This is a genomic window from Brevundimonas bacteroides DSM 4726 (assembly GCF_000701445.1).
GTDB lineage: Bacteria > Pseudomonadota > Alphaproteobacteria > Caulobacterales > Caulobacteraceae > Brevundimonas > Brevundimonas bacteroides.
The window spans coordinates 106512-130206 of the sequence record NZ_JNIX01000015.1; the positions used below are offsets into that span (position 1 = coordinate 106512).

At 68.0% G+C, this 23695-nt stretch carries 20 protein-coding genes; 13 read left to right on the plus strand and 7 right to left on the minus strand.

Annotated elements, in window-relative coordinates; all coding sequences use genetic code 11:
• Positions 1 to 34: 34 nt before the first annotated feature.
• The 4 genes from Q333_RS0113905 to folD form a co-directional block, all read right to left on the minus strand.
• The gene (locus Q333_RS0113905) at positions 35 to 727 is read right to left on the minus strand and encodes a TPM domain-containing protein (protein ID WP_029417824.1); all 693 of its coding nucleotides are present in this window, start codon (positions 725 to 727) and stop codon (positions 35 to 37) included.
• Positions 721 to 1551: a TPM domain-containing protein gene (locus tag Q333_RS0113910; protein ID WP_084176152.1), complete on the minus strand. Its 831-nt coding sequence runs from the start codon at positions 1549 to 1551 to the stop codon at positions 721 to 723. Before Q333_RS0113910 ends, Q333_RS0113905 begins: the two co-directional genes overlap by 7 nt.
• The gene (locus Q333_RS0113915) at positions 1548 to 2237 is read right to left on the minus strand and encodes a LemA family protein (protein WP_029417826.1); all 690 of its coding nucleotides are present in this window, start codon (positions 2235 to 2237) and stop codon (positions 1548 to 1550) included. Before Q333_RS0113915 ends, Q333_RS0113910 begins: the two co-directional genes overlap by 4 nt.
• 77 nt (positions 2238 to 2314) lie before the next feature.
• Positions 2315 to 3223: a bifunctional methylenetetrahydrofolate dehydrogenase/methenyltetrahydrofolate cyclohydrolase FolD gene (gene folD / locus Q333_RS0113920; RefSeq protein WP_407059721.1), complete on the minus strand. Its 909-nt coding sequence runs from the start codon at positions 3221 to 3223 to the stop codon at positions 2315 to 2317.
• Positions 3224 to 3335: 112 nt separating this feature from the next.
• Here folD and Q333_RS0113925 point away from each other — a divergent pair, with 112 nt between their 5' ends.
• From Q333_RS0113925 to Q333_RS0113940, 4 genes are all read left to right on the plus strand, one after another.
• Entirely contained in the window at positions 3336 to 5204 is a 1869-nt protein-coding gene (locus Q333_RS0113925; RefSeq protein WP_029417828.1) for a PPC domain-containing protein, read from the plus strand.
• 70 nt (positions 5205 to 5274) lie between these two features.
• Complete coding sequence (gene crtY / locus Q333_RS0113930; protein WP_029417830.1) at positions 5275 to 6441, plus strand: lycopene beta-cyclase CrtY; 1167 nt, start codon at positions 5275 to 5277, stop codon at positions 6439 to 6441.
• Positions 6438 to 7937: a phytoene desaturase gene (locus Q333_RS0113935; protein ID WP_029417833.1), complete on the plus strand. Its 1500-nt coding sequence runs from the start codon at positions 6438 to 6440 to the stop codon at positions 7935 to 7937. Before crtY ends, Q333_RS0113935 begins: the two co-directional genes overlap by 4 nt.
• The gene (locus Q333_RS0113940; protein ID WP_029417835.1) at positions 7934 to 8872 is read left to right on the plus strand and encodes a phytoene/squalene synthase family protein; all 939 of its coding nucleotides are present in this window, start codon (positions 7934 to 7936) and stop codon (positions 8870 to 8872) included. The genes Q333_RS0113935 and Q333_RS0113940 overlap by 4 nt, the downstream gene beginning before the upstream one ends.
• Before the next feature lie 57 nt (positions 8873 to 8929).
• Here the strand turns inward: Q333_RS0113940 and Q333_RS0113945 are convergent, their stop codons facing one another.
• On the minus strand, positions 8930 to 9667 hold the full coding sequence (locus Q333_RS0113945) for a fatty acid desaturase (protein WP_029417836.1): 738 nt from the start codon (positions 9665 to 9667) through the stop codon (positions 8930 to 8932).
• The gene (locus tag Q333_RS0113950) at positions 9664 to 10167 is read right to left on the minus strand and encodes a sterol desaturase family protein (RefSeq protein ID WP_029417837.1); all 504 of its coding nucleotides are present in this window, start codon (positions 10165 to 10167) and stop codon (positions 9664 to 9666) included. Before Q333_RS0113950 ends, Q333_RS0113945 begins: the two co-directional genes overlap by 4 nt.
• Positions 10168 to 10232: 65 nt before the next feature.
• On the opposite strand from Q333_RS0113950, the gene fni reads away from it, so the two are divergent.
• Both fni and Q333_RS0113960 read left to right on the plus strand, forming a co-directional pair.
• Positions 10233 to 11261 (plus strand): type 2 isopentenyl-diphosphate Delta-isomerase, encoded by a 1029-nt coding sequence (gene fni / locus Q333_RS0113955; protein ID WP_029417839.1) that lies wholly within the window; start codon positions 10233 to 10235, stop codon positions 11259 to 11261.
• A complete protein-coding gene (locus tag Q333_RS0113960; RefSeq protein WP_029417841.1) occupies positions 11261 to 12862 on the plus strand; it encodes a phytoene desaturase family protein in 1602 nt (533 codons plus the stop codon). Before fni ends, Q333_RS0113960 begins: the two co-directional genes overlap by 1 nt.
• Here the strand turns inward: Q333_RS0113960 and Q333_RS0113965 are convergent.
• Positions 12849 to 13226 (minus strand): response regulator, encoded by a 378-nt coding sequence (locus Q333_RS0113965; RefSeq protein ID WP_029417842.1) that lies wholly within the window; start codon positions 13224 to 13226, stop codon positions 12849 to 12851. The genes Q333_RS0113960 and Q333_RS0113965 overlap by 14 nt on opposite strands.
• Positions 13227 to 13344: 118 nt before the next feature.
• Between Q333_RS0113965 and Q333_RS0113970 the strand changes: the two genes are divergently transcribed.
• From Q333_RS0113970 to Q333_RS0114000, 7 genes are all read left to right on the plus strand, one after another.
• A complete protein-coding gene (locus Q333_RS0113970) occupies positions 13345 to 14856 on the plus strand; it encodes a carboxylesterase/lipase family protein (RefSeq protein WP_029417843.1) in 1512 nt (503 codons plus the stop codon).
• Positions 14857 to 15060: 204 nt separating this feature from the next.
• The gene (locus Q333_RS0113975; RefSeq protein ID WP_029417845.1) at positions 15061 to 16107 is read left to right on the plus strand and encodes a LacI family DNA-binding transcriptional regulator; all 1047 of its coding nucleotides are present in this window, start codon (positions 15061 to 15063) and stop codon (positions 16105 to 16107) included.
• A complete protein-coding gene (locus Q333_RS0113980) occupies positions 16104 to 19169 on the plus strand; it encodes a TonB-dependent receptor (RefSeq protein ID WP_035294482.1) in 3066 nt (1021 codons plus the stop codon). The genes Q333_RS0113975 and Q333_RS0113980 overlap by 4 nt, the downstream gene beginning before the upstream one ends.
• Positions 19170 to 19258: 89 nt before the next feature.
• Positions 19259 to 20683: a glucoamylase family protein gene (locus Q333_RS0113985; protein ID WP_029417847.1), complete on the plus strand. Its 1425-nt coding sequence runs from the start codon at positions 19259 to 19261 to the stop codon at positions 20681 to 20683.
• Positions 20680 to 21939: a sugar ABC transporter substrate-binding protein gene (locus Q333_RS0113990; protein ID WP_029417848.1), complete on the plus strand. Its 1260-nt coding sequence runs from the start codon at positions 20680 to 20682 to the stop codon at positions 21937 to 21939. Before Q333_RS0113985 ends, Q333_RS0113990 begins: the two co-directional genes overlap by 4 nt.
• A complete protein-coding gene (locus tag Q333_RS0113995) occupies positions 21936 to 22826 on the plus strand; it encodes a carbohydrate ABC transporter permease (RefSeq protein ID WP_029417850.1) in 891 nt (296 codons plus the stop codon). The genes Q333_RS0113990 and Q333_RS0113995 overlap by 4 nt, the downstream gene beginning before the upstream one ends.
• Positions 22823 to 23638 carry a carbohydrate ABC transporter permease gene (locus Q333_RS0114000; RefSeq protein ID WP_029417852.1) on the plus strand — a complete coding sequence of 272 codons (816 nt, stop codon included), beginning with the start codon at positions 22823 to 22825 and terminating at the stop codon, positions 23636 to 23638. Before Q333_RS0113995 ends, Q333_RS0114000 begins: the two co-directional genes overlap by 4 nt.
• The last annotated feature ends 57 nt before the right edge of the window (positions 23639 to 23695 follow it).

Consider the following 23695-nt stretch of genomic DNA (forward strand, 5'->3'; position numbering starts at 1 on the left):
AGCCATTTGCCGCCGCTTGGCGACCCGACCGGCCTCAGATTTCCACCAGCCGGTCGGCAATTTCGTTCGGATTGCGCGGGCGTGGCGGGAAATGCTCCGCCAGAACGCCACCCACGAGGCCGATCGCTGCCTCAAAGCCGTTCGCCGGTCGATCAGAGCGCAGCCCGTCGGTCAGAGCTTCCACCGCCTCGGCCCAGACCGACTGGTCGACGCGGGAATGGATGCCGCTGTCGGCGATGACCTCGACCTGATGGTCGCCCAGGGCCGCGAAGATCAGCACGCCCGTGCGCTCCTCGGTGACGTGCAGGCCGTGGGCCAGGAACTGATGTAACGCCGCCTTTCTCACCCGCGCCCGACGCACAGCCCGGGGAGTTGTCAGCCGACGCAAGGTCGGCAGGCGCACGGCGGCATAGACGAACAGGAAGACCGCCGCCTGAACAAGGGCATAGGCCGCCAGCGACTGGCTGGTCTCCGTCACGCGCCCGGCCAGATGCGCCGCGTCCCATCCCGCAGAGATTCCGGGAATCCACGAGGCCTCGAAGCCAAACGGAATCAGCGCCAAGGGAAGGACGAAGGCCGCGCCTGCAGCCCACAGAAGGCTCACGTCCCGATATGTCGAGACCTCCCGCGCCAGAACGCAGAAAATCTCGCCCGCTGTGTCCGCCTCGGCGGCCTGAATGGCGGCCGCGATCCGGGCATGGTCGGCCTGAGAGATGCGCTTCACCATCCGCCTGACGCGCCTCCGCCGCCGAAACTCCCGCCGCCGCCGGAAAAGCCGCCGAAACCGCCTCCGCCCCAGTCCGACCCACCACTGGACCGGTTCCGGTTCGCGCTTCCGAGCACCTCGGCCGCCGTCCACACCAGAACGGGATCGACGCCATTGCGGCGACGTCTATGGCGTCCCCCGCCGCCGACCGCTCTCATGATATTGATGAACAGAAACAGGAAGATCAGGGTGATGATGACCGCCGGATAGGCAGGCAGCTCAGGGTCCGTCGGCTCTGCCGCCGCCGCGCGCGCCTGCGCTTCGGCCGGATCGAGCCTCAGCTGGGCGTCGATCGCGTCGACCCCGGCAGTGATGCCGCGCTCGAACCCGCCCTCACGGAAGGGCGGCAAGATCTGGGACTGGATGATCTGGTTGGACAAGGCATCCGTCAGGATGGGCTCCAGGCCATAGCCTACCTCGATCCTGACCTTGCGCTCATTGGGCGCGATGATCAGCAGGACGCCGTTGTCCTCGCCCTCCTGGCCGATGCCCCAGGCCCGGCCGAGCTGATAGCCGTAGTCCTCGATCTCGAGATCCTGAAGGCTGTCGACGGTGACGACGACCAACTGGTCGCTGGTCTCAGCCTCCAGCGCCTCCAGCTTGGCGGTGATCTCCGCTTCCTTCGCCTCCGACAGCAGCCGCGCCTGATCGACGACGCGGCCGCTCAGTGATGGGAAGGACGGTTGTGCTACCGCGCCGCCTGCGAACGTCAGGACTGACGCGAGGCAGAGGAGGACGATGACCCAGACAGCCCGGGTCGTGCGGATCCCGGAGATGAGTGTCACTGGGCGGGAGGCGTCGATCCGGGCGCGACGGAGGCCGCGGCCCCGCCGGGCGCGGCGTTTCCGGCCGGGGCGGGCGCGCCGTTCAGATTGAATTCGACACGCGGCGCCGACTGCGCCTCGTCGGTGGCGTTGAACAGCTGCATCGGCTCCTCGCCCGAGAACACGGTGTTGGCCCAGATCACCGTCGGGAAAGTCCGCAGACTGGTGTTGTAGTCGCGAACGGCCTCGTTGTAGTCGCGCCGCGCGATAGTGATGCGGTTCTCCGTGCCTTCCAGCTGCGACTGCAGGTTCAGGAAGTTCTCATTGGCCCGCAGCTGCGGATAGGCCTCGACCAGAACGCCCAGCGAGCGCACGCCCGCCGTGACCCGGCCCTGCGCGTTCACGAAAGCCTGCACGGCCGCCGGATCGCTAAGTTGCTCTGTTGTCAGCGGCGTGGAGACCGCGGCGTTCCGCGCTTCGATCACTTCGGTCAGGGTTGTGCGCTCCTGGATGCCGGCGGCCTGAACCGTGGCGACCAGGTTGGGGATCAGGTCGGCGCGACGCTGGTATTGGCTCTGCACATCGGCCCAGGCGGCCTCGGCCCGCTCCTGCTTGGTCGGAATGTCGTTGTAGCCACAGGCGGCCACACCCTGGCCGAGCGCCAGGACTCCCAGGGTGACGACGAGACGATGCGGACCGCGAGCCATGAACACCCCCTTGATCAGTCCCAGCCGGACATGACGCGGACTATCATCACAAGATGACGGCTCTTCAAGCGCCGTGATCAGCCCGCCAGCGTCTCTGGCTCCACCCCGGCCGCACGGCAGGCTGCGGTATAGGTGTTGGCCAGCAGGCAGGCGATCGTCATGGGCCCGACGCCGCCCGGCACAGGCGTGATCGCCCCGGCCATCTCGACCGCCTCGGCAAGGGCCACGTCCCCGACCACGCGGGTCTTGCCCTCCGCCGCCTTGACCGGGTCGGCCGACGGGACGCGGTTGATGCCGACGTCGATCACCGTAGCGCCCGGCTTGATCCAGTCGCCCCGGATCATCTCCGGTCGGCCGGCCGCAGCCACGAGGATGTCCGCCGCGCGGCACAAGGCGGGCAGGTCCCGGCTACGCGAGTGAGCCACGGTCACCGTGCAGTTTTCGGCCAGCAGCAACTGCGCCATCGGCTTGCCGACGATATTGGACCGCCCGACGATCACGGCGTTCAGCCCCGACAGTTCGCTCAGCGCCTCCTTCAGCAGCATCACCGACCCGAGCGGCGTGCAGGGAACCAGCCCCGGCAGCCCGACCGCCAGCCGCCCGGCGTTGACGACATGGAACCCGTCCACGTCCTTGTCCGGATCGATCGCCCCCAGCACGGCCGCCGAATCGATATGGATGGGCAGAGGCAACTGCACCAGAATCCCGTGGATGCCCGCATCGGCGTTCAGCTGCGCGATCAGCGCCAGCAACTCTGCCTGCGTGGTCGTTTCGGCCAGTCGATGGGTGTCCGACCGCATGCCCGCTCGGGCGGTCGTCTCGCCCTTGTTGCGGACATAGATCTGGCTGGCGGGGTCCTCGCCGACGATGACGACAGCGAGCCCGGGCTTGATGCCGTGAGCGGCTTCCAATCGTGCCGCCGCCGCCGCGACCCGTTCCACCAGACCGGCAGCAAAGGCTTTGCCGTCGATCAGCCTCGCGCGCACGTCATCATGGGCCACGGAGGGGCTCCCGTCTCGTCAGAATCCGAAGGGTCGCGGGCGATTTACAGCCGTCACGGATCGGCGTCTATGTTGGCCACGCACAACGGGGGAAACCATGCGCCGCTCGACCATCATCGCTACCGTCAGCGCGATTGCGCTGTTCGCCTCGGCAGGCTCTGCCCTGGCCCAGGACCCGACGCCCTTGCGTCTCGACCAGGATGTCTCCGGTGCCCTGACCGACGACGACGCTCGCGTCGACGACCCGGACATGGGCCAGTACGTCTACGACCTCTATGCGATCGACGCCCGCGCCGGTCAGCGGCTCGAGATCACCATGCGTTCGGACGCCTTCGATTCCTATCTGGAGCTTACGCGGGCGGGCAGCAACGAGGTTCTGGCGTCCGATGATGACGGCCTGGGTGAGGGGCTGCACTCACGGCTGCGCTACACGGTGGTGGAGGGCGGAACCTATGTCCTTCGGGCTCGCACTCTCGGCGGACTGGAAGGCGGCGACTATGCGCTCAAGATGATCGACCGCGGCCCGGCGCCGCCCGCTCCCCGCCCGACCGCCATCCGCCTCGGCTCCACCATCGACGGCGACATCTCGGACAATGATCCGGAGCACGAGGGCGAGGACCAGTATTCGAACTACCTCTACGACGCCTACAGCTTCACCGCGCGTGAGGGCGAGCGTATCGCCGTCACCCTTCGAAGTGAGGCTTTCGATCCGATCGTGCGGGTTGGCGGCATGGCCCTGAGCGGGCGCTGGGAGGAACTGGCCGCCAACGACGATCGACCCGGTGGCGGTGATCTGAATTCCTACCTGGTCTTCACCGCTCCGGCAGACGGGGAGTATCTGATCCGGGCCGCGCCGCTCGGCGGCTCCCAGACCGGTCCTTACACCGTCGGCATCGCCGAAGGCCCGCCGCCAATGTCGACCCGGTCCATCGGCTTCGGCGACACGATCGAAGGCGCGCTCTCCGATGACGACGGCCAGAACGACAGCGGGGTGATCGCAGACGGTTACACCTTTGAGGGCAGGGCGGGTCAGCGCGTCGTCGTGACCATGAGCTCCGATGACTTCGACACCTGGCTCGACCTCTACGCCGGGGAAGGCGGCGGCCGATATGTCGTCGATTCCGATGACGACGGGGCGGGCGAGGGAACCAACTCGCGCCTGACCTATACGCTCGCCGAAGACGGTCTCTATTCGATCGAGGCGCGTGGATTTTCCGAAGATGGCCGTGGCGACTATGAGCTGACCCTCACCGAGGCCGCGCCTGAGCCTGAGCCCACGCCGCTCGCCTACGGCCGCACCATCGAGGGCGAGATCAACGCCGGCGACCCCCGCGACGACGACAATCGCGGCTTTGACGCCTTCCGCATTTCGGGCCAGGAGGGCAATCGCATCCAGCTCATCATGCGTTCGGGCGACTTCGACACCTATCTTCAGATCGGCAGCCCCGAGGGCGACTTCTACGCGCTCGCCAGCGACGACGATGGCCTTGGCGAAGGAACCGACTCGCGTCTGAATTACATTCTGCCCTCTACCGGCGACTTCATCGTCCGCGCAGGTCCGCTGTTCTCGGATGCCGACGGCCTCTACTCGCTGGAGCTCGTCGACCGGGGTCCCCAGCCGGCGCCAGGCAGCATCATCGTCGGGGCCACCGCGCGCGGGTCGCTGGGCGAGGACGACGCCATCGCCGAGGACGGCAGCTTCTATGACGCCTATCGCATCAGCGTGAAGGCCGGCGACAAGCTGCGCCTGACCATGGTCTCGAACGAGTTCGACACCTACCTCGACATCGGTCGCGGCGAGGGTGCCGAGTGGATGAGCGTCGCATCCGACGACGACGGCCTGTCCGACACCCACGCCAAGGTCGACTGGTCGGTCGAGGAAGACGGTGAATACATCATCCGGGCCCGCAGCTTCGCTTCGGGCCAGACGGGGGCCTACGCCCTGAACATTGAACCGCGCGAATAGGGCGGCCGAAATGACGCAGAGGGGCTCCGGCGCGGTCGCGCCGGGGCCCTTTTGTCTCTAAGTGTCGGTCATGGCTTCCGGCGACCCTGATCTGATCCTCGTCGGCGGCGGCCTGGCCTCCAGCCTGATCGTCTGGCGTCTCGCGCTGGACCGTCCCGAGCTCAAGGTCGTCGTGGTGGAACGCGGCGGCCGTCTCGGCGGCAAGCACACCTGGTCCTTCTTCGACGGCGACATTTCGGCGGAGGATCGCGCCTGGTTGGCCCCCGCGACACCGCATCGCTGGGAAGGCGGCTACGACATCTATTTCCCCGGCCTAAGCCGCTCGCTCGCGACGCCCTACAACAGCATGACGTCGGAAGGTCTGCATGAGGCGGTCGCGCCCCTGCTGCGCGACCGTCTGATCCGGGGGGAGGCGGTGGCCGTCGCTCCTGATTCCGTCACCCTGGCTGACCAGACCGTCATCCGCGCCCGTGGGGTCATCGACGCCCGAGGCCCTTCGCCGACACCTCACCTCGACCTCGGTTGGCAGCTGTTCCTGGGCCGCACCGTCAGGCTGACGGAACCCCACGGCCTGACACGCCCGACCATCATGGACGCCACGGTGGCCCAAGGCGACGCCTATCGCTTCGTCTACCTGTTGCCCTTCGATGAGCGCACGGTACTGGTCGAGGATACCTATTATGTCGACGGCCCTGGTCTGGATCGCGACATCATCCGTAGGCGGATCGATGACTACATCCGCTCGCGGGGCTGGACTGTCGAGGCGGTCGTCGACGAGGAGGACGGCGTCCTGCCCATCGCCCTGGACGGCGACATCGACGCCTTCTGGGCGGAAGGGCCGCCGGTCGCCCGCGCCGGCCTGTCGGCGGCGCTGTTCCACCCCACGACCGGCTATTCCCTGCTCGACGCTGTCGCCACGGCTCGGCTGGTGGCCCAGGCCGATGACCTGTCGTCCGCCGGACTGCGGAAGCTTCTGGAAACCCATTCCAAGAAGACCTGGGCCGATCGCGCCTTCTACCGGCTGTTGGACCGCATGCTATTCCGCGCCGCCGAACCGTCGAAACGCTGGAGCGTCATGCGTCGCTTCTACAGCCTGCGCGAACCTTTGGTGCGGCGCTTCTACGCAGGACGGAGCACGGCGCTGGACAAGGCGCGCATCCTGACCGGAAAACCACCCGTCCCCATTCATCGCGCACTTCGACAGCTGCGTGAGACAGGTCTAGGAAGAACCGCATGAGAGACGTCGCGGCAAAACGGGCGGTGGTCATCGGGGCCGGGTTCGGCGGCATCGCGCTCGCTATTCGGCTCCAGCGCGCGGGCGTGCAGACCACCCTGGTCGAAAAGCGCGACAAGCCCGGCGGCCGCGCCTACGTCTGGAAGGAGCACGGCTTCACCTTCGACGCGGGTCCGACGGTCATCACCGACCCAGACTGCCTGGAGCAGCTGTTCGAGGGCACGGGCTCTGTGCTCAAAGACTACGTCGAGTTGCTGCCCGTCGATCCCTTCTATCGCCTGTGCTGGGAGGACGGCCGGTCGTTCGACTACAACGACGATCAGGAGGCGATGGAGCGCCAGATCGCGTCGTTCAATCCGGACGATGTCCAGGGCTACAACAACTTCCACGCCTATTCCGAGGAGCTCTATCAGGAGGGTTACCTCAAGCTCGGTACCGTCCCGTTCCAGTCCTTCTGGTCGATGATGGCGGCGGCGCCCCAGCTGATGCGGCTCGAAAGCTGGAACAGCGTCCACACCATGGTCGCGCGCCATGTGAAGGACCCCCAGCTCCGTCAGGCCTTCAGCTTCCACACCCTGCTGGTCGGCGGCGACCCGTTCAAGACAAGCTCCGTCTACGGACTGATCCACGCGCTTGAGCGTCGCGGCGGCGTCTGGTTCGCGCGGGGCGGCACCGGGGCCCTGATCGGCGGCCTGTGCAAGTTCTTCACCGACCTGGGCGGCGACATGCGCCTGAACGCCTCGGTGGAGCGCATCACGACGGAAGGGGACCGCGCCACCGGCGTGGTGCTGGAGGGCGGAGAGGTCATCCCGGCCGAGATGGTCGCCTCCAACGCCGATGTCGTCCACACCTACGACAAGCTGCTGGGCCGCACGCCACGCGGTCAGTCCAAGGGGAAGTCTCTGAAGTCCAAGCGGTTCTCCATGTCGCTGTTCGTGCTGCATTTCGGCGTCTCGACGCCGCAGCCGCAGCTGGCCCACCACACCATCTGCTTCGGCGCGCGCTATCGCGAACTGATTTCGGAGATCTTCTCAGGCCCCGAACTGCCCGAGGACTTTTCGCTATATCTGCACGCGCCCTGCGCCACCGATCCCTCGATGGCCCCGCCGGGACAGTCCAGCCACTACGTCCTCTCGCCCGTGCCCCATCTGGGCGCCGCCGACATCGACTGGTCGGTCAAGGGACCAGAATACCGCGAGAAGATCATCGACTATCTCGAGGAACGCTACATGCCGAACCTGCGGCGCGACCTCGTCACCACCCGCATCTGGACGCCCCAGGACTTCAAGGACGACCTGAACTCCCACCTCGGTTCGGCCTTCTCGCTGGAGCCCATCCTGACCCAGAGCGCCTGGTTCCGGCCGCACAACCGCGACGATGTGATCCCGAACCTCTACATCGTCGGCGCCGGCACCCATCCGGGTGCGGGCATCCCCGGCGTCGTCGGCTCGGCCAAGGCCACAGCGGGCCTCATGCTGGAGCAAGCGGAGGCGCGATGACTGACGCCATCCTCGCCGCGTCGAAGGCGTCGATCGTCAAGGGATCCAAGAGCTTCCGCTCGGCCTCCCGGCTGTTCGATCCCAAGGTGCGCGAGGATGCCTGGCTGCTCTACGCCTGGTGTCGCGCCTGCGACGACGAGATCGACGGCCAGGATCACGGCTTCGGTCACGAGGAACTGTCCCCGGAGGAGCAGAAGCGTCGGCTGGATCGCCTCTATGACCTCACGCGGCGCGCCATGACCGGCGAGCCTATGTCCGACCCGGTCTTCGCCGCCTTTCAGCGCGTGGCCATTCGGCACCGCCTTCCCGAGCGCTGGGCCATGGACCTGATCGACGGCTTCGCCATGGACGTGGAGCACCGCGATTACCGAACCATCGACGATGTGCTCGCCTACTGCTGGCATGTCGCGGGGGTGGTGGGCGTCATGATGGCCCGCGTCATGGGCGTCACCGACCCCGAGGTGCTGCGCCGCGCCCAGGACCTGGGCCTGGCCTTCCAGCTGACCAATATCTCGCGCGACGTCATCGAGGACGCCGAGGGCGGCCGTGTCTACCTCCCCGCCGACTGGCTGGTCGAGGCGGGGCTCGAACCCACGGCGGAGGCCGTCGCCGATCCCGCGAACCGAGCCAAGGTTCACGCCGTCACCACCCGCCTGCTGGCGGTCGCCGAACCCTATTACGACAGCGCCCGCGACGGTCTTCGCGGACTGCCGTTCCGCTCGGCCATGGCGATCGCCGCCGCGCGCGGCGTCTACCGTGAGATCGGCCGCAAGGTCCGCCGACGCGGTCCCGGCGTCTGGCGCCAGCGTGTCTCGGTCGGCCGCCTGATGAAGCTGTGGCTGTTCGGCCGCGGCGCCCTCATCGCCGTCTGGACCCAGACGCTGGATCGCGGCAGGGCCCCGCCGCCGCGCGCCGCGATGTGGACGCGGGTCTGAGCAGCGAGGATTTCGACGACCCCGCGGCGGTGAAATCGAACACGCCGAAGGGAGAATTCAGAGACGTTCGCTACGCGCCAGCATAGCCTTTCGAACCTCAGGCAGTCTCCACCAAGGCGCGGCTGGCGTCAGGTGGTGCTCGTGATGCATTCCGAAGTGGAAGCAGGCCAGAAGCGACGCGACCCACGGCATCGGGATCGTCCGCGCATGGTGATGATCCGCGAACCCGTCGCCCGCCGTATGCCGATGCGGCAGCCAGGTCCCGAACACGAACAGCTGGAGCGCACTGAGGACCGCGGGCACGGCCCAGAACAGGATCAGGTTCACCACCGTCGCCCCGATCAGCAGATAGGCGATCAGCACCGCCGTCACGATCGTGAACTCGCGCCAGCCGAAGTATCGGGTGAAGAAGCCATAGAACCACGGCAGGAAGGCCTCGGGCCGCTCGGCATGGAAGTCGGGGTCCTCGGCCGTGCCCGGCGCGCGGTGGTGCTGGTGGTGGCAGACGTTCAGCTTGCGATACGAGAAGGCCGCATAGGCCCCGACGCAGATCTGGCCGATCACGGCGTTGAGGCGGGGGCGACCGGGGGCCAGTGAACCGTGCATGGCGTCATGGGCGACGATGAACATGCCCGCACCGAGCCAGCTCTGGGTCAGGATCAGCAGCGGGACCACGAACAGCGCTGTTCCCGACAGCGGCTGAAAGAACACGCCCCAGACGTGCAGCGTCATCCAGCCGCCCACGATGACGGCGGCCAGCGTCAGGCCGACGACGGTCTGGCGTTCCCGCGTCACTCGGCCGGGATGTCCGTCGCGGCGCGCTCTGCCCGGCGCGCCTTCAGGATGGCGCTGAGCCGCTGGGGGTTTGGCGCGAAGACGAAGCCGAACGACACGGCCCCATCGCGCGTCTGAACCGCGTGATGCAGCTTGTGCGCCTGAACCAGCCTCCGCGCATAACCGTTCTTCGGCATCCAGTGGAACGGCCATCGCTGGTGCACCAGGCCGTCGTGCACGAAGGCGTAGACCACGCCGTACAGCGTGACGCCCAGTGCGGTCGCCCGCACCCACCAAAGGTCCGTCAACCAGGCGACGACGAACAGACCGGTCCCGACCACGGCCCCGACCACGCCATAGAGGTCGTTGACCTCGAAGGTCTTGTCGTGCGGCTCATGGTGATCGCGGTGCCAGCCCCAGCCGAGCGGCCCATGCATGATGTAGCGGTGCGTTGTCCAGGCGACCCCTTCCATGAGGAAGAAGACGGCCAGCGTCAGCAGGGTGAACCAGACGATCGTCATGGATCGACCCTACGCCGCGCCGCGCATGGTTCCAACCGCGACCGCGCGTCGCTAAGCAGGATGTCATGAGCGACGACGTCATCCGCGACCGCAAGGACCAGCATCTGGACGTCGTCCTGTCCGGCGGCGGCCGCCATGCGCGCGACGCCGGCTTCGACGCCGTCCGCTTCGTCCACGAGGCCCTGCCGGACCTGGACCACGCCAAGATCGATCTGGGCGTCGATTTTCTGGGGCGGCGGCTGAAGGCGCCGTTCCTGATCAGCTCCATGACCGGCGGCCCGTCCCGCGCCGAGGCGATCAACGCCCATCTGGCCGAGGCCGCCCAGGCGCTGGGCATCGCGCTCGCCGTCGGCTCCCAGCGCGGCGCGCTGGAGGGCGGGGCCGACGGCGGACTGAACGCCTCGCTCCGCGACCGGGCCCCCGACACGCCGATCCTCGCCAACATAGGCGCGGCCCAGCTGACCCAGGGCGTCGGCGTGGATCAGGCCCGGCGGGTCATGGAGATGATCGGCGCCGACGCCCTGATCGTGCACCTGAACCCCTTGCAGGAGGCCTGCCAGCCCGAGGGCGACCGCGACTGGTGGGGCGTCGCCGCTGCGCTTGAAGCCCTCATCCGCAGTCTGAACGCGCCGGTCGTGGTCAAGGAAACTGGGGCCGGGATTTCCGCACCGACCGCGCGCCGACTGATCGGCATGGGCGCGGCCGTCATTGATGTGGCCGGGGCAGGGGGCGCGAACTGGGGCCTGATCGAGGGCCAGCGTGCGACATCGCCTGCCGACAAGGCCCACGCGCTCGCCTTCGCCGACTGGGGCATCCCCACCGCGCGCGCCATCGCCGACGTCCGCGCGGCCTGTCCTGAGGCAACGCTGATCGGCTCTGGCGGCATTCGAAACGGCGTGGACGCGGCCAAGGCGATTCGGCTCGGCGCAGATATCGTTGGACAGGCAGCCGGCGTCCTGGAGGCCGCTACTCGGTCTTCCGATGCGGTTGTGGAGCATTTCGACCTCGCCATCCGACAGCTGCGGACCACCTGTTTCTGCACCGGGTCGGCCAATCTCCAGGACCTGCGGCACGCCGCTCTCCAATCCCCGTAATGCCGAGGACAGACACCGACATCGTCATCATAGGCGGCGGCCACAACGGCCTCGTCTGCGCCTTCTACCTGGCTCGCGCCGGACTGAAGGTCACGGTGCTAGAGCGACGCTCCATCATCGGCGGGGCCGCCGTAACGGAAGAGTTCCACCCCGGTTTTCGCAACTCCACCGCCAGCTATACCGTCAGCCTGTTGAACCCCCGCGTCATCGCCGACATGGACCTGGCGCGGCACGGGCTGAGGGTGGTCGAGCGGCGGATGTCAAACTTCCTGCCGCTCCCCGATGGACGATCTCTCGAAGCGGGGGAGGGGCGCACCGGGAAGTCGGTGGCGCAGTTCTCTCCCGGCGACGCTGAACGCCTGCCTGAATACGAACGCCGTCTGGAAGCCGTCGCCGACATCCTGCGCGCGCTGGTGCTCGAGATACCGCCCAATCTCTCTGACGGCGGCTGGCGCGACGCCCTGCCGGAAATGCTGAAGTCGGCGTCCCTGGCCCGTCGGCTGGGCGGGCTGGACCTTACCGGCCGCCGCGACCTGCTGGACCTCTTCGCCAAGTCCGCTGGCGACTGGCTGGACGGCTGGTTCGAGAGCGACCCGATCAAGGCGCTGTTTGGCTTCGACAGCGTGGTGGGCAACTACGCCAGCCCCTATACGCCTGGGTCGGCCTACGTCCTGCTCCACCACGTCTTCGGCGAGGTGAACGGCAGGCGCGGCGCCTGGGGCCACGCCATCGGCGGCATGGGCGCCATCACCCAGGCCATGGCGGCTGCCTGCCTCGAGGCTGGGGTCGACATCCGCCTCGACGCCGAGGTCGTCGAGGTTCTGACGGAGAAGGGCAGGGCGGTCGGCGTCCTCACGGCGGCTGGCGACATGGTCCGCGCCCGCGCAGTCGTCGCCAATGTCCACCCGCGCCTGCTGTTCGACCGACTGGTCGATCCTGCCGTGGTCCCGACGGACTTCCGCGAGCGGATCGGCCGCTATGCCTCGGGGTCGGGCACTTTCCGCATGAACGTCGCCCTGTCCGAACTGCCGCGCTTCACGGCCCGGCCAAAGCCCGGCGACCACCTGACGGCCGGGATCATCCTGGCGCCCAGTCTCGCCTACATGGACCGCGCCCACGCCGAGGCCCGCCTGACCGGTTGGTCGTCCCAGCCGATCATCGAGATGCTGATCCCCTCGACGCTGGACGACAGCCTCGCCCCGCCGGGCGCCCACGTCGCCAGCCTGTTCTGCCAGCACGTCGCGCCTCAGCTGCCCGACGGCCGCAGCTGGGACGATCATCGCGAGACGGTGGCCGATCTAGTGATCGACACGGTCGACCGGTCGGCGCCGGGCTTCAAGGCCTCGGTCGTCGGCCGTCTGGCGCTCACCCCGCTCGATCTGGAGCGCCGCTTCGGCCTGATCGGGGGAGACATCTTCCACGGCCGCCTGACGCTGGATCAGCTGTTCAGCGCGCGGCCCGTGCTCGGCCACGCCGATCATCGCATGCCGGTTGCGGGGCTCTATCTGTGCGGATCCGGCGCTCATCCCGGCGGCGGGGTCACAGGCGCACCGGGTCACAACGCGGCGAAAGCGATCCTCCAGCGGATCAGGCCAGGCTGATCCCCAGCGTCTTCTGCAGGGCCTCGCGCACCGTCGCCTCTGTGAAGGGCTTCTGGATCGTCGGCCGTCCACGCCAGTCGTCTGGTAGCCCACCTTCGCCATAGCCGGTGGAGAACAGGAACGGCACGTCCTTGTCCGCCAGCGCCTGGGCGACCGGGAACACGGCTCGACCCGCGACGTTCACGTCCAGCAGGGCAGCGTCCAGAGCGGAATCGGCGGCGATGACCTCCAGCGCCTCATCGACCGTGCCGATCGGGCCGACCGGGGTGCAGCCCATGTCTTCCAGCATGGTCTCCAGCAGCATGGCCACCAGGGATTCGTCCTCCACGACAAGCACGCGGCGTCCGTCCAGTCCGGTTGTCATGACATCCCTCCGCTTCGCGCGCCTGACCGCGTTCGCTGCGTGCCGTAATGCAGATTGTCATCCGCCGCCAGATGGCCCCTGCCATTGCCGACCGGACCCCAACGGATAGGATCGTCGGATGTTGCTTTCGGTCCTGGTGTTCGCAATGTCCCTGCTGTCTGCGCCGACATCGGACCCGCCCGAGGTTCAGGTCGCCCAAGGCCGTTTGACCGGCCGCACCGCCGACGGCGTCGCCTCGTTCCGGAACATCCCCTACGCCGCCCCGCCCGTCGGTCCATTGCGCTGGCGGCCCCCGCAACCCGTCGAGCCGTGGACCGGCGTCCGGGCGGCGGATCGGCCCGGCGCGATCTGTATCCAGCCGCCCGCCAACGGCGATCCCGGCGTCGGGTCCCTGCCCATGAGCGAGGACTGTCTGACGCTGAACGTCTGGAACCCAGCGGGAGCCGAGCGTCTACCCGTCATGGTCTGGATCCACGGCGGTGGCTACAACAACGGCTCGGGCACCGCAGAGCTCTATGACGGCACCAACTTGGCGCGCCGGGGCGTGGTCGTGGTCACGATCAACTACCGCCTCGGTCGGCTCGGCTTCTTCGACCATCCGGCCCTGGCTGCCGAGCGCGCGGCCGACACGCCCGCCGGCAACTACGGCGTCATGGACCAGGTCGCGGCGCTGGAATGGGTGCGCGACAACATCGCCGCCTTCGGAGGCGACCCCGGCCGCGTCACCATCTTTGGCGAGTCCGCCGGCGGGGCCGCCGTCACCCAGCTGATGGTCGCCCCCGCCGCCCAAGGGCTCTTTCACGCCGCCATCGTCCAGTCCGGTCTCGGCCGCCAGCGATCGGCCCTGTTGTCCGAGGATCGGCCAGGTCGCCCTTCGGCCCAGTCCCTGGGGCTCCAGTTCGCCCGCTCCGCCGGCCTCCCCGAGGCGACCGCCGACCAGCTGCGTGCACTCCCGGCCGAGCGCCTGCTGACGCCCATGCCCGCCTTCTACTCCGACAACCTGATCGTCGATGGCCAAGTCGTGCCCGAGGATGTCGTCGAAGCCTTCGCCGCAGCCCGCCAGGCGCCCGTGCCCCTGATCATCGGCACGAACAGCGCTGAGTTCTGGTGGATCCGCCCCACCGACGCAGGCGCCTACGGCCGTCTCGACGACGCCCTGACGGACGCCGAGCACGCGGCGCTGCTCCAGGCCTACGGCGGTCCCGACGGCTACGACGCCCACATCGTCAGCGACCTCGTGTTCAACGAGCCCGCGCGGCATCTGGCCCGGCTGCACCGGCGAGCCGGTCATGCGCCTTGGCTCTACCGCTTCGACGTCGTCGCTGCGTCCAACCCGGAGCCCAGCGGCGGCGCGACTCATGCCTCGGAACGCCCCTACGTCTTCGACAATCTCCACACCGTCGGGCGGCCCATGCAGGCCCGGGACCAGGCTGCGGCGACCCTGATGGCCGATTACTGGACGGGCCTCGCGAAAACCGGCGCGCCGGGGGCGGACCCGGGTCCGCTCTGGCCGACCTCCGACGATGACAGGCTGCTCGAGTTCACCAACGACGGTCCTCGGGTCATTCAGATGCCACATGCGGACCGGCTGGACCTGATCGAAGCCTACTACGCCCGCATCCGCCCCTGAGGCCGCCCGGGGCTCCCAGCCGCATTTTTTTGCTTATGGCGAAATCTTGGCCCTTGCGGTTGCGGTTACGGCCATGTCATGTAACCGATTACAGGAAGCCGACGGACCGTCGCGAAGACGGCCGGAACGGCGGAAACGCTTCAGGATCCTCCCCTTGCCCCACTGGCCTCAGCAGACCAGCACAGTCCGTTCGGAGCCGCGCCCATGAAGGCCGCGACCATCCGCGACGTGGCCGAGCGCGCGGGTGTTTCCGTCGCCTCCGTCTCGCGCGTCCTGACCGGGGCCGGGGTCGTCGCCGAACCGACCCGCTCCAAGGTGCTCGAGGCGGTCGAGGCCCTGTCCTACGTCCCGCACTCCGGCGCCCGTAGCCTGTCGACGAGCCGGACCGACGTCATAGGCGTCATCCTGCCGGATCTGTTCGGCGAGTTCTTCTCCGAGCTCATCCGCGGCATGGATGTCGCCTGCCGCGCGCAGGGCCGTCACCTGATCGTCTCCAGTTCCCACGACGACGCCGCCAACGCCGCCGCCGCCATTCGTTCCATGCGCGGTCGGGTCGACGGCTTGATCGTCTTGTCGCCCCATCTGGACTCTGGCGAGCTGACCTCCAGCCTGTCCGGACGCCTGCCCGTGCTGCTGATGAACGGCGGGGATCTCGACGGCCAGCAGCCTTCAATGGCGGTCGACAACACAGGCGGTGCCCGCGTCGCGGTCGAGCACCTGTTCAGCCTCGGCCGTCGCCGCATCGCCCACGTCGGCGGCCCGACCGGCAACCTGGAAGCCCGCCAACGCAAGCAGGGTTACCTCGACGCCGTCGCCTCGGCGGGCGCGCAGCCCATGCTGGCCCAGGGCGAGTTCACCCAGGCCAGCGGTTTCGCCGCCGCGGCCCGGCTCCTGGCCTCGGATCAGCGCCCCGACGCCATCTTCGCCGGCAACGACGCCATGGCCGTGGGCGTGCTGCTCGCCATCCAGGAGGCGGGCCTGCGCTGTCCGGAAGACATCGCCGTGGTCGGCTTCGACGACGTGCCGATCGCCGAGCTGGTGCGGCCGGGCCTGACCACCCTGCACATCGACATCGCCGGCATGGGCCGACGCGCTGTCGAGCGACTGCTCACCGAGATCGACGACGCTGCCGCCAATTCCCCCCAGGCGGCCAACGACGCCGCCCGTGAAATCATCGTCCCGCGACTGGTCGTCCGCCAGTCGTGCGGCGCCTCGACCTCCACCCAGGGCTTTTCAGGAGAGAGACCATGAACCGCAACGCCTTGCGTGCTTCGACGCTGGCCGCCGCCTCGGCGCTGGCGCTCACGGCGGCTCTCGCCGCGACGGCCGCCTCGGCCCAGGTCACCGGCGCGACCCTGCGCGGCTCCGTCACCGATGGCGGCGCCGCCGAGGCCTCGGCCGAGGTTGTCGCCCGAGACGTCGCCAGCGGCTTCACCACCCGCACCCGCACCAACGCGCGCGGCACCTACGTCCTGTCCGGCCTGCGTCCTGGCTCCTATGAGGTCACCGTGACGACCGGCGAGGGCGAGACCGCGACCGACACCGTCTCCATCGGCGTCGGCCAGGTCGGCGATCTGGATCTGGAGGTCGGCGACATCGTTACGGCGACCGCCGGGGCCGAAGCATCCAACGTGGAGGACATCGTCGTCGTGGGCCGCCGCCTGGTCGAGGTCCGCACGCCCGAGAACGCCACCAACGTCACCACGCAGCAGATCCAGACCCTGCCGCAGATCAACCGCAACTTCCTGAATTTCGCGGGCCTCGCCCCGGGCGTCCGGGTCTCGCTGGACGAGAACGAACAGACCATCACCGCAGGCGGCCAGCGCGCCGAGTCGGTCAACGCCTTCATCGACGGCGCCAGCCTGAAGTCCAACATCATCGGCGGCGGCATCATCGGCCAGGACGACAGCCGGGGGAACCCTTTCCCCCAAGCGGGCGTCCAGGAATTCCGCGTCGTCAGCCAGAACTTCAAGGCCGAGTACGAACAGGCCTCCTCGGCCATCATCACCGCCGTCACGCGCTCGGGCACGAACGAGTTCACCGGCGAGATCTTCGGGACCTATCGCGACGAGAGCTTCATCGAACAGGACGTCTTCGCCCGTCGTCGCGGCGACCGTCAGGCGGACCTCGAGGTCCAGCAGTACGGCTTCGCGCTCGGCGGCCCGATCATCCGCGATCGCCTGCACTTCTTCGGCACCTATGAGCGCAAGGAGGAGACGCGAGCCAACGTCGTCAACCTCGGCCGCCAGGATCCCCGCTTCGTCAGCCAGTTCGGCCAGTTCATCGGCACCTTCGCCGCCCCGTTCGAGGAAGACCTGTTCTTCGGCAAGCTGAGCTGGCAGCCCCGCGACGGCCATCTCGTGGACTGGAGCGTCACCTACCGCGACGAGATCGACCTACGCGACTTCGGCGGTGCCGACGCCTTCGAACGCGCCAACAACCTGGCCCAGCAGACCCTGACCAGCAACTTCCGCTGGCAGTGGCAGGGCGACGCCTTCACCAACGAGTTCGCCGTCGACTACCGCCAGTACGAGTACACCCCGGGCGCCGCCAACTTCAGCGACGTGGGCCAGTTCTATCGCCTGTTCGAGAACGACACCAATCCGACCGCGCCGGGCTTTCAGCCCGACTACTTCGGCGGCGTCTCGATCCTGAACCTCGGCGGCCGCGACAGCTTCCAGGACATCGCCGACAACGCCATCACGATCCGTAACGACCTGAGGCTCGACGAGATCGACTTCAACGGCTTCCACACGATCAAGCTGGGCGGAAAGGTTTCGTTCCAGAACTACGAGGTGAACAAGTTCTTCGGCCGTAATCCCCAGTTCTACTTCGACGTCGACGGCCGTCCCGAACTCAGCGGCTCGACCACCGTTCCCTATCGCGTCGAATTGGGCCGGGCCTTCCCCAGCGTCGATCTCGATAACACCGTCGTCGGCCTCTACATCCAGGACGACTGGCGCATCACCGACCAGCTGGAGATCAACCTCGGCCTGCGCTGGGACTACGAAACCAACGCCGGCAACGAGGACTACGTCACGCCCTCGAACGTCGCGACGGGCCTGGCCCAGTGGATCGCCTCCACCGACGGCGGCAAGGCGGCGGGCTATGTCCCCAGCTGGTTCAACCAGGCCGACTACATCTCGACCGGCGACAATCGCGAGCCCTTCGCCGGCGCCTTCCAGCCCCGGCTGGGCTTCTCCTACGACGTGTTCGGCGACCGCTCGACGGTGATCTTCGGCGGGGCGGGGCGCTACTACGACCGCATCAACTTCAACTTCGCCTACGACGAGATCGTCAAGCCGTTCGACATCCGCCAGAACGCCTTCTTCACCACCAACGCGGCGCGTGGCCGACCGCTCGGGGTCGCCGCCGGGACCGACCAGGACCCGATCCTGTGGGAAGAGCGGTTCCGCACGACTGCCGGCCTCGATCAAGTCTTCGCCACCATCCCGGCGCGCGGCGAGGCCTTCCTGCTCAAGAACGATTTCGAGCCGCCGCGCACGGATCAGGTCAACCTGGGCGTCCGCCAGCGGTTCGGCGACTGGCAGACCGAGCTGACGCTGGCCTATGGCCAGACTGAGAACGAGTTCACCTGGCTCTATCTGAACCGCTGCCGCGAACCCACCCGACCGTCCGTCGGCGGCGGCTTCGGCGATAACGGCGGCTTCTGCGGGCCGGGCGCGAGCAATCCTTACCGCGGCTATCTGGTCTCCGACCACAACAAGTCGCGCGAGTTCACCGCCCTCTACCTCAAGGCCGACAAGCCCTACACCCGTGACAGCGGCTGGGGCCTGAACATCGCCTACACCTTCTCCAACGCCGAGCAGAACGGCGGGCGCGACAACTTCTGCTTCGACTGCTTCGACATCGAGAACTCTCCGGTCCGCCCCTCGGACAACGACGAGGAACACCGCATCGTCGCCAACGGCATCGTCGACCTGCCCTATGACTTCCAGCTGTCGGGCATCCTGACCCTGGGCTCGGGCACGCCCTACGACGTGTTCGACGGCACGGGCGCCAACTTTGTCTACCGTCCCAACGCCGGCCGGCCGCAGACCGACAACTTCATCATTCCGGACGCCTTCGCCTACCGGAACCTCGATCTGCGCCTGACCAAGAACTTCGACCTCTGGAACGGCTCGCAGCTGTCGCTGTTCGTCGACGCCATCAACATCTTCGACTTCTACAACTACGCCGGCTTCGACGGCGGGACCGGCTCGGCGACCAGTCCCAACCCCAACTTCGGCCGCCCGTCGCGGGTGATCTTCCCCACCCGGACCTTCCAGCTGGGCTTCCGGTACAGCTTCTAGACCCTCTCTCCTGAGACTGGCCAGGTCGTCCTCCCGGCGACGCGGCCGACTTTTTTGTAACGCGGGGGCGTTGGCTTAGAAGGGACGGCATGGATCGTCGCGGATTTCTGATGGCTTCGGGCGCGCTCGCCGCGCTGATGGGCAGCGGCTGCGCCTCACTGCCGGGCGGAACGCCCGCCCGCCCCCTCGACCCCGAGGTGGCGGAGCTTCAGCGCCGCACCTTCGATTGGTTCGTCCACGTCACCGACCGCGAACGCGGCCTGACGCCGGATCGCTGGCCGACCGAGTCGTTCTGCTCCGTCGCTGCCGTCGGCTTCGCGCTCGCCTGCTGGCCCGTCGGCGTCGAGAACGGCTGGATGAGCCGGGAGGAGGCGAGGGCGCGCACCCTCAACACCGTCCGCTTCTTCCACGACGCGCCCCAGGCGCCGGACGCGACCGGCATCACCGGCTACAAGGGCTTCTTCTACCATTTCCTGGAGATGGACACCGGCCACCGTTTCGGCCGCACCGAGCTGTCCACCGTCGACACCACCCTGCTGCTCGGCGGCATGCTGTTCGCCGCCCGCTACTTCGATCAGGCCAACCCCGACGAGGCCGAGATCCGTCGTCTGGCCCAGGCCGTCTATGACCGCGTCGAGTGGGACTGGGCCGTCGTCCGTCCGAACCGCATCAGCATGGGCTGGCATCCCGAGACCGGCTTCATCGAGGCCGACTGGCACGTCTACAACGAGGGCATGCTGTTGCTGCTTCTGGCCATGGGCAGCCGCACCCACCCGGTCTCGCCCGCCGTCTGGAGCGAATGGTGCGGCGTTTATGACCGCAGCTGGACCGACCGATACGGCCCCCCCCACCTGCACTTCCCGCCGCTGTTCGGGCACCAGTACAGCCACATGTTCGTCGACTACCGCGGCATCCGAGACCCCTGGATGCGCGCCAAATCCGCCGAGATTGGCCCATTCGACTACTTCGAGAACAGCGTCCGCGCCGTTCAGGCCCAGCGGAACTATGCGATCGCCAACCCCGGCGGCTGGGACGGCTATTCCGCCGACGTCTGGGGCCTGACCGCCTGCGACGGCCCGGGCGACTTCAAACAGGTCATCGACGCGCGCGAGCGGGAATTCTTCAGCTATTCCGCCCGCGGCCCCGGCGACCGCGACGACGGCACGCTCGCGCCGACCGCCGCCATGGCCAGCTACCCCTTCGCGCCCGACGCCGTCACCGCCTGCCTGAAGGCCATGAAGGCGCGCTACGGCGAGGCGGTCTACACCGAGTTCGGCTTCCTCGACTCCTTCAACCCGACCCTGACCGAGCGGGAAGGGCGCCTCCAGCACGGCCGCATCGTGCCGGGCGTCGGCTGGGTCGACGGCGACTATCTGGGCATCGACCAGGGTCCGATCGTCGTCATGATCGAGAACGCCCGCGCCGACCTGGTCTGGCGTCATATGCGCGAGGAGCCCAACCTGCGCCGGGGCCTGGAAGCGGCGGGCTTCACCGGCGGTTGGCTGGCGGCATGATCCACCGCCGCGCCGCCCTGGGGCTGATGGCCGGCGCGGGCGCGGCGCTCGCCGGGTGCGGGCGGAACGACGGGATCACCCGCCTGACCTTCTGGGCCATGGGCAATGAGGGGACCAACGTCCCCCGGCTGATTCCCGCCTTCGAGGCCGCCAATCCGGGCATTCGCGTCGAAGTCCAGCCCCAGCCTTGGACCGCCGCCCATCAGAAGCTGCTGACCGGGTACGCCGGAAACTCGCTGCCGGACGTCAGCCAGATCGGCAACACCTGGGTGGCCGAGCTCGCCGCCATCGGCGCCCTGTCGCCCTTGCCGGGCGCGGCCGCCGACCTCCTGACCGACCAGTTTCCGGCGGTGCTGGACACCAACCGCATCGACGGCCGGGTCGTCGCCACGCCCTGGTATGTCGACACCCGCCTGATCTTCCACCGCACCGACCTGCTGGCCCAGGCCGGCTACGGAGCGCTGCCGACCACCTGGGCCGAGTGGAAGCGCGCCATGCACGCGGTCAAGCGCGTCGTCGGTCCTGATCGATACGCAATCCTGTTGCCACTCAATGAGTTCGAGCAGCTTCTGACCTTCGGGCTTCAGGGCGATCAACCGTTGCTTCGGGATGAGGCGACCCGGGGAAACTTCTCCAGCCCGTCGTTCCAGGCCGCGCTCGCCTTCTACAAGAGCCTGTTCGACGAGGGCCTGGCCCCCGTCGCCTCGGCGTCGCAGATCTCCAACGTCTGGACCGAGTTCGCGCGCGGCTGGTTTAGCTTCTACTTCTCCGGTCCCTGGACCATCGGTGACATGAAGTCCCGTCTGCTGCCGGAGATCCAGCCGCACTGGACCACCGCTGGCGTGCCCGGCCCGACCGGCCCCGGCGCCTCCGCGCCCGGCGGCTCGTCGCTGGCCGTCTTCCGCTCTTCGCCGAACCAGGAGGCGGCGTGGAAGCTGGTCCGCTACCTGTCCGACCCCGCGGTCCAGGCCGAGTTCAACGTCATCACCGGCAGCCTCCCGGCCCGCCCCACCGCCTGGACCGCGCCCAAGGTCGCCTCCGACCCCTATGTCACCGCCTTCGGCGGCCAGCTGGAACGGGCCAAGGCCGTGCCCAAGGCCCCGGAATGGGAGCGCATCGTCACCGAGATGCAGATCGTCGCCGAACGCATGGTGCGCGGCGAGTTCACGGTCCCCCAAGCCGCCGCCGAGATCGACCGCCGCGCCGATCGCTTGCTGGAAAAGCGCCGCTGGATGCTGGAACGAGGTCGCGCATGATCGCTGCCCGCGAACGCGCCGCTTGGGGCTTCATCGCGCCGGCCATGATCGCTCTGGCGGTCTTCTTCGTCGTGCCGGTCGTGTCGTCGCTGCTGCTCAGCCTGACCGACTTCGACATCTATGCGCTGGCGGACCTGTCGAACCTGCGCTGGATCGGGGTGGAGAACTATACGCGCCTTCTGGGCAACCCCCTGTTCTGGCAGGCGATGAAGAACACGGTGCTGTTCGCCGTCATTGGCGTCCCCCTGTCGATCGCGGCGTCGCTCGGCGCGGCGCTCTTGCTCAACGCCCGCACGGTGAAGTGGCGGCCGATCTGGCGGGTGATCTTCTTCGCGCCGTTCGTGACGACGCTCGTCGCCACGGCGGTGCTGTGGAACTACCTGCTCAACACCCGCTACGGCGTCATCAACTGGGCCCTGACGTCGCTGGGCCTGCCCGCCGTCGACTGGCTGGGCGACCCGTCGACCTCCATTCCGGCCATCCTGCTGTTCGTGGTGTGGAAGACCTTCGGCTACAACATGCTGATCTTCCTGGCGGTGCTCCAGACCGTCCCGGACGAGCTGCACGAGGCCGCCCGCATCGACGGGGCCGGTCCCTGGAGCCGCTTCCGCCACGTGACGCTCCCGGCCATCGCGCCGACGCTCCTGCTCGTGTCGATCATCTCGGTCGCGGGCTTCTTCCAGCTGTTCGCCGAGCCCTATGTGATGACGCAAGGCGGCCCCGCCCAGTCGACCGTGACCGTGCTCTACTTCATGTACGAAGAGGGCTTCAAATGGTGGAACCTGGGCTCGGCCAGCGCGGTCGCCTTCGTCCTGTTCGTCTGCATCTTCGCCGTGACGATGCTCCAGCTCGCGGTGTCGCGACGCCTGGGCGGAGAGCACACGTGAAGCCCCGCGATCTCCTGCTGAACCTCGGCGTCGCGGCGATCGGCCTGATCGTCCTGTTCCCGCTCGCCTGGATGGTCTCGGTCAGCCTGATGTCGAGCGGGGAGGCCGCCAACTTCCCGCCGCCCCTGATCCCGTCGGCCCCCACGCTGGAGCATTACCGAGAGCTCTTCGTTGAACGCGGCATGGGCCGCTACGTCTTCAACAGCTTCGCCCTCGCCACCCTCGCCACCGGCCTGGCTTTGCTTTTCACCGTTCCCGCCGGCTACGCCTTCGCCAAGCTGCGTTTCGCCGGACGCGATCGCCTGTTCCAGCTTCTCGTCGCCGCGCTGGTGGTGCCCGCCCAGATCGGCACGCTTCCGCTGTTCCTGATGCTGAAGTCGGTCGGCCTGGTGAACACCTACGCCGGCGCTCTGGTCCCCTGGCTCGCCTCCATCTTCGGCCTGTTCCTGGTTCGCCAGTACGCCCTGTCCATTCCCGACGAGATGCTGGAAGCCGCCCGAGTCGACGGGGCCACCGAGGGCCAGATCTTCCGCCGCATCGTGTTGCCCACGCTGACCCCCATCCTGGTGACGCTCGCTTTGTTCGTCTTCCTGGGCAGCTGGAACGACTTCCTCTGGCCGCTGATCATCCTGACGGACCAGTCGAACTACACCCTGCCGGTCGCGCTCGCGGCCCTGTCGCGCGAGCACGTGCAGGACATCGAGATGATGATGGCGGGCGCAGTCATCACTGTGGCCCCGGTTCTGGCGCTCTTCCTGGCGCTCCAGAGGTTCTACATCCGCGGCATGCTCGCGGGCAGCGTGAAGGGATGAGTATGCGTGAACTAATCCTCCCCCGTTGGGGGAGGTGGCTCCGTAGCGAAGCGAAGG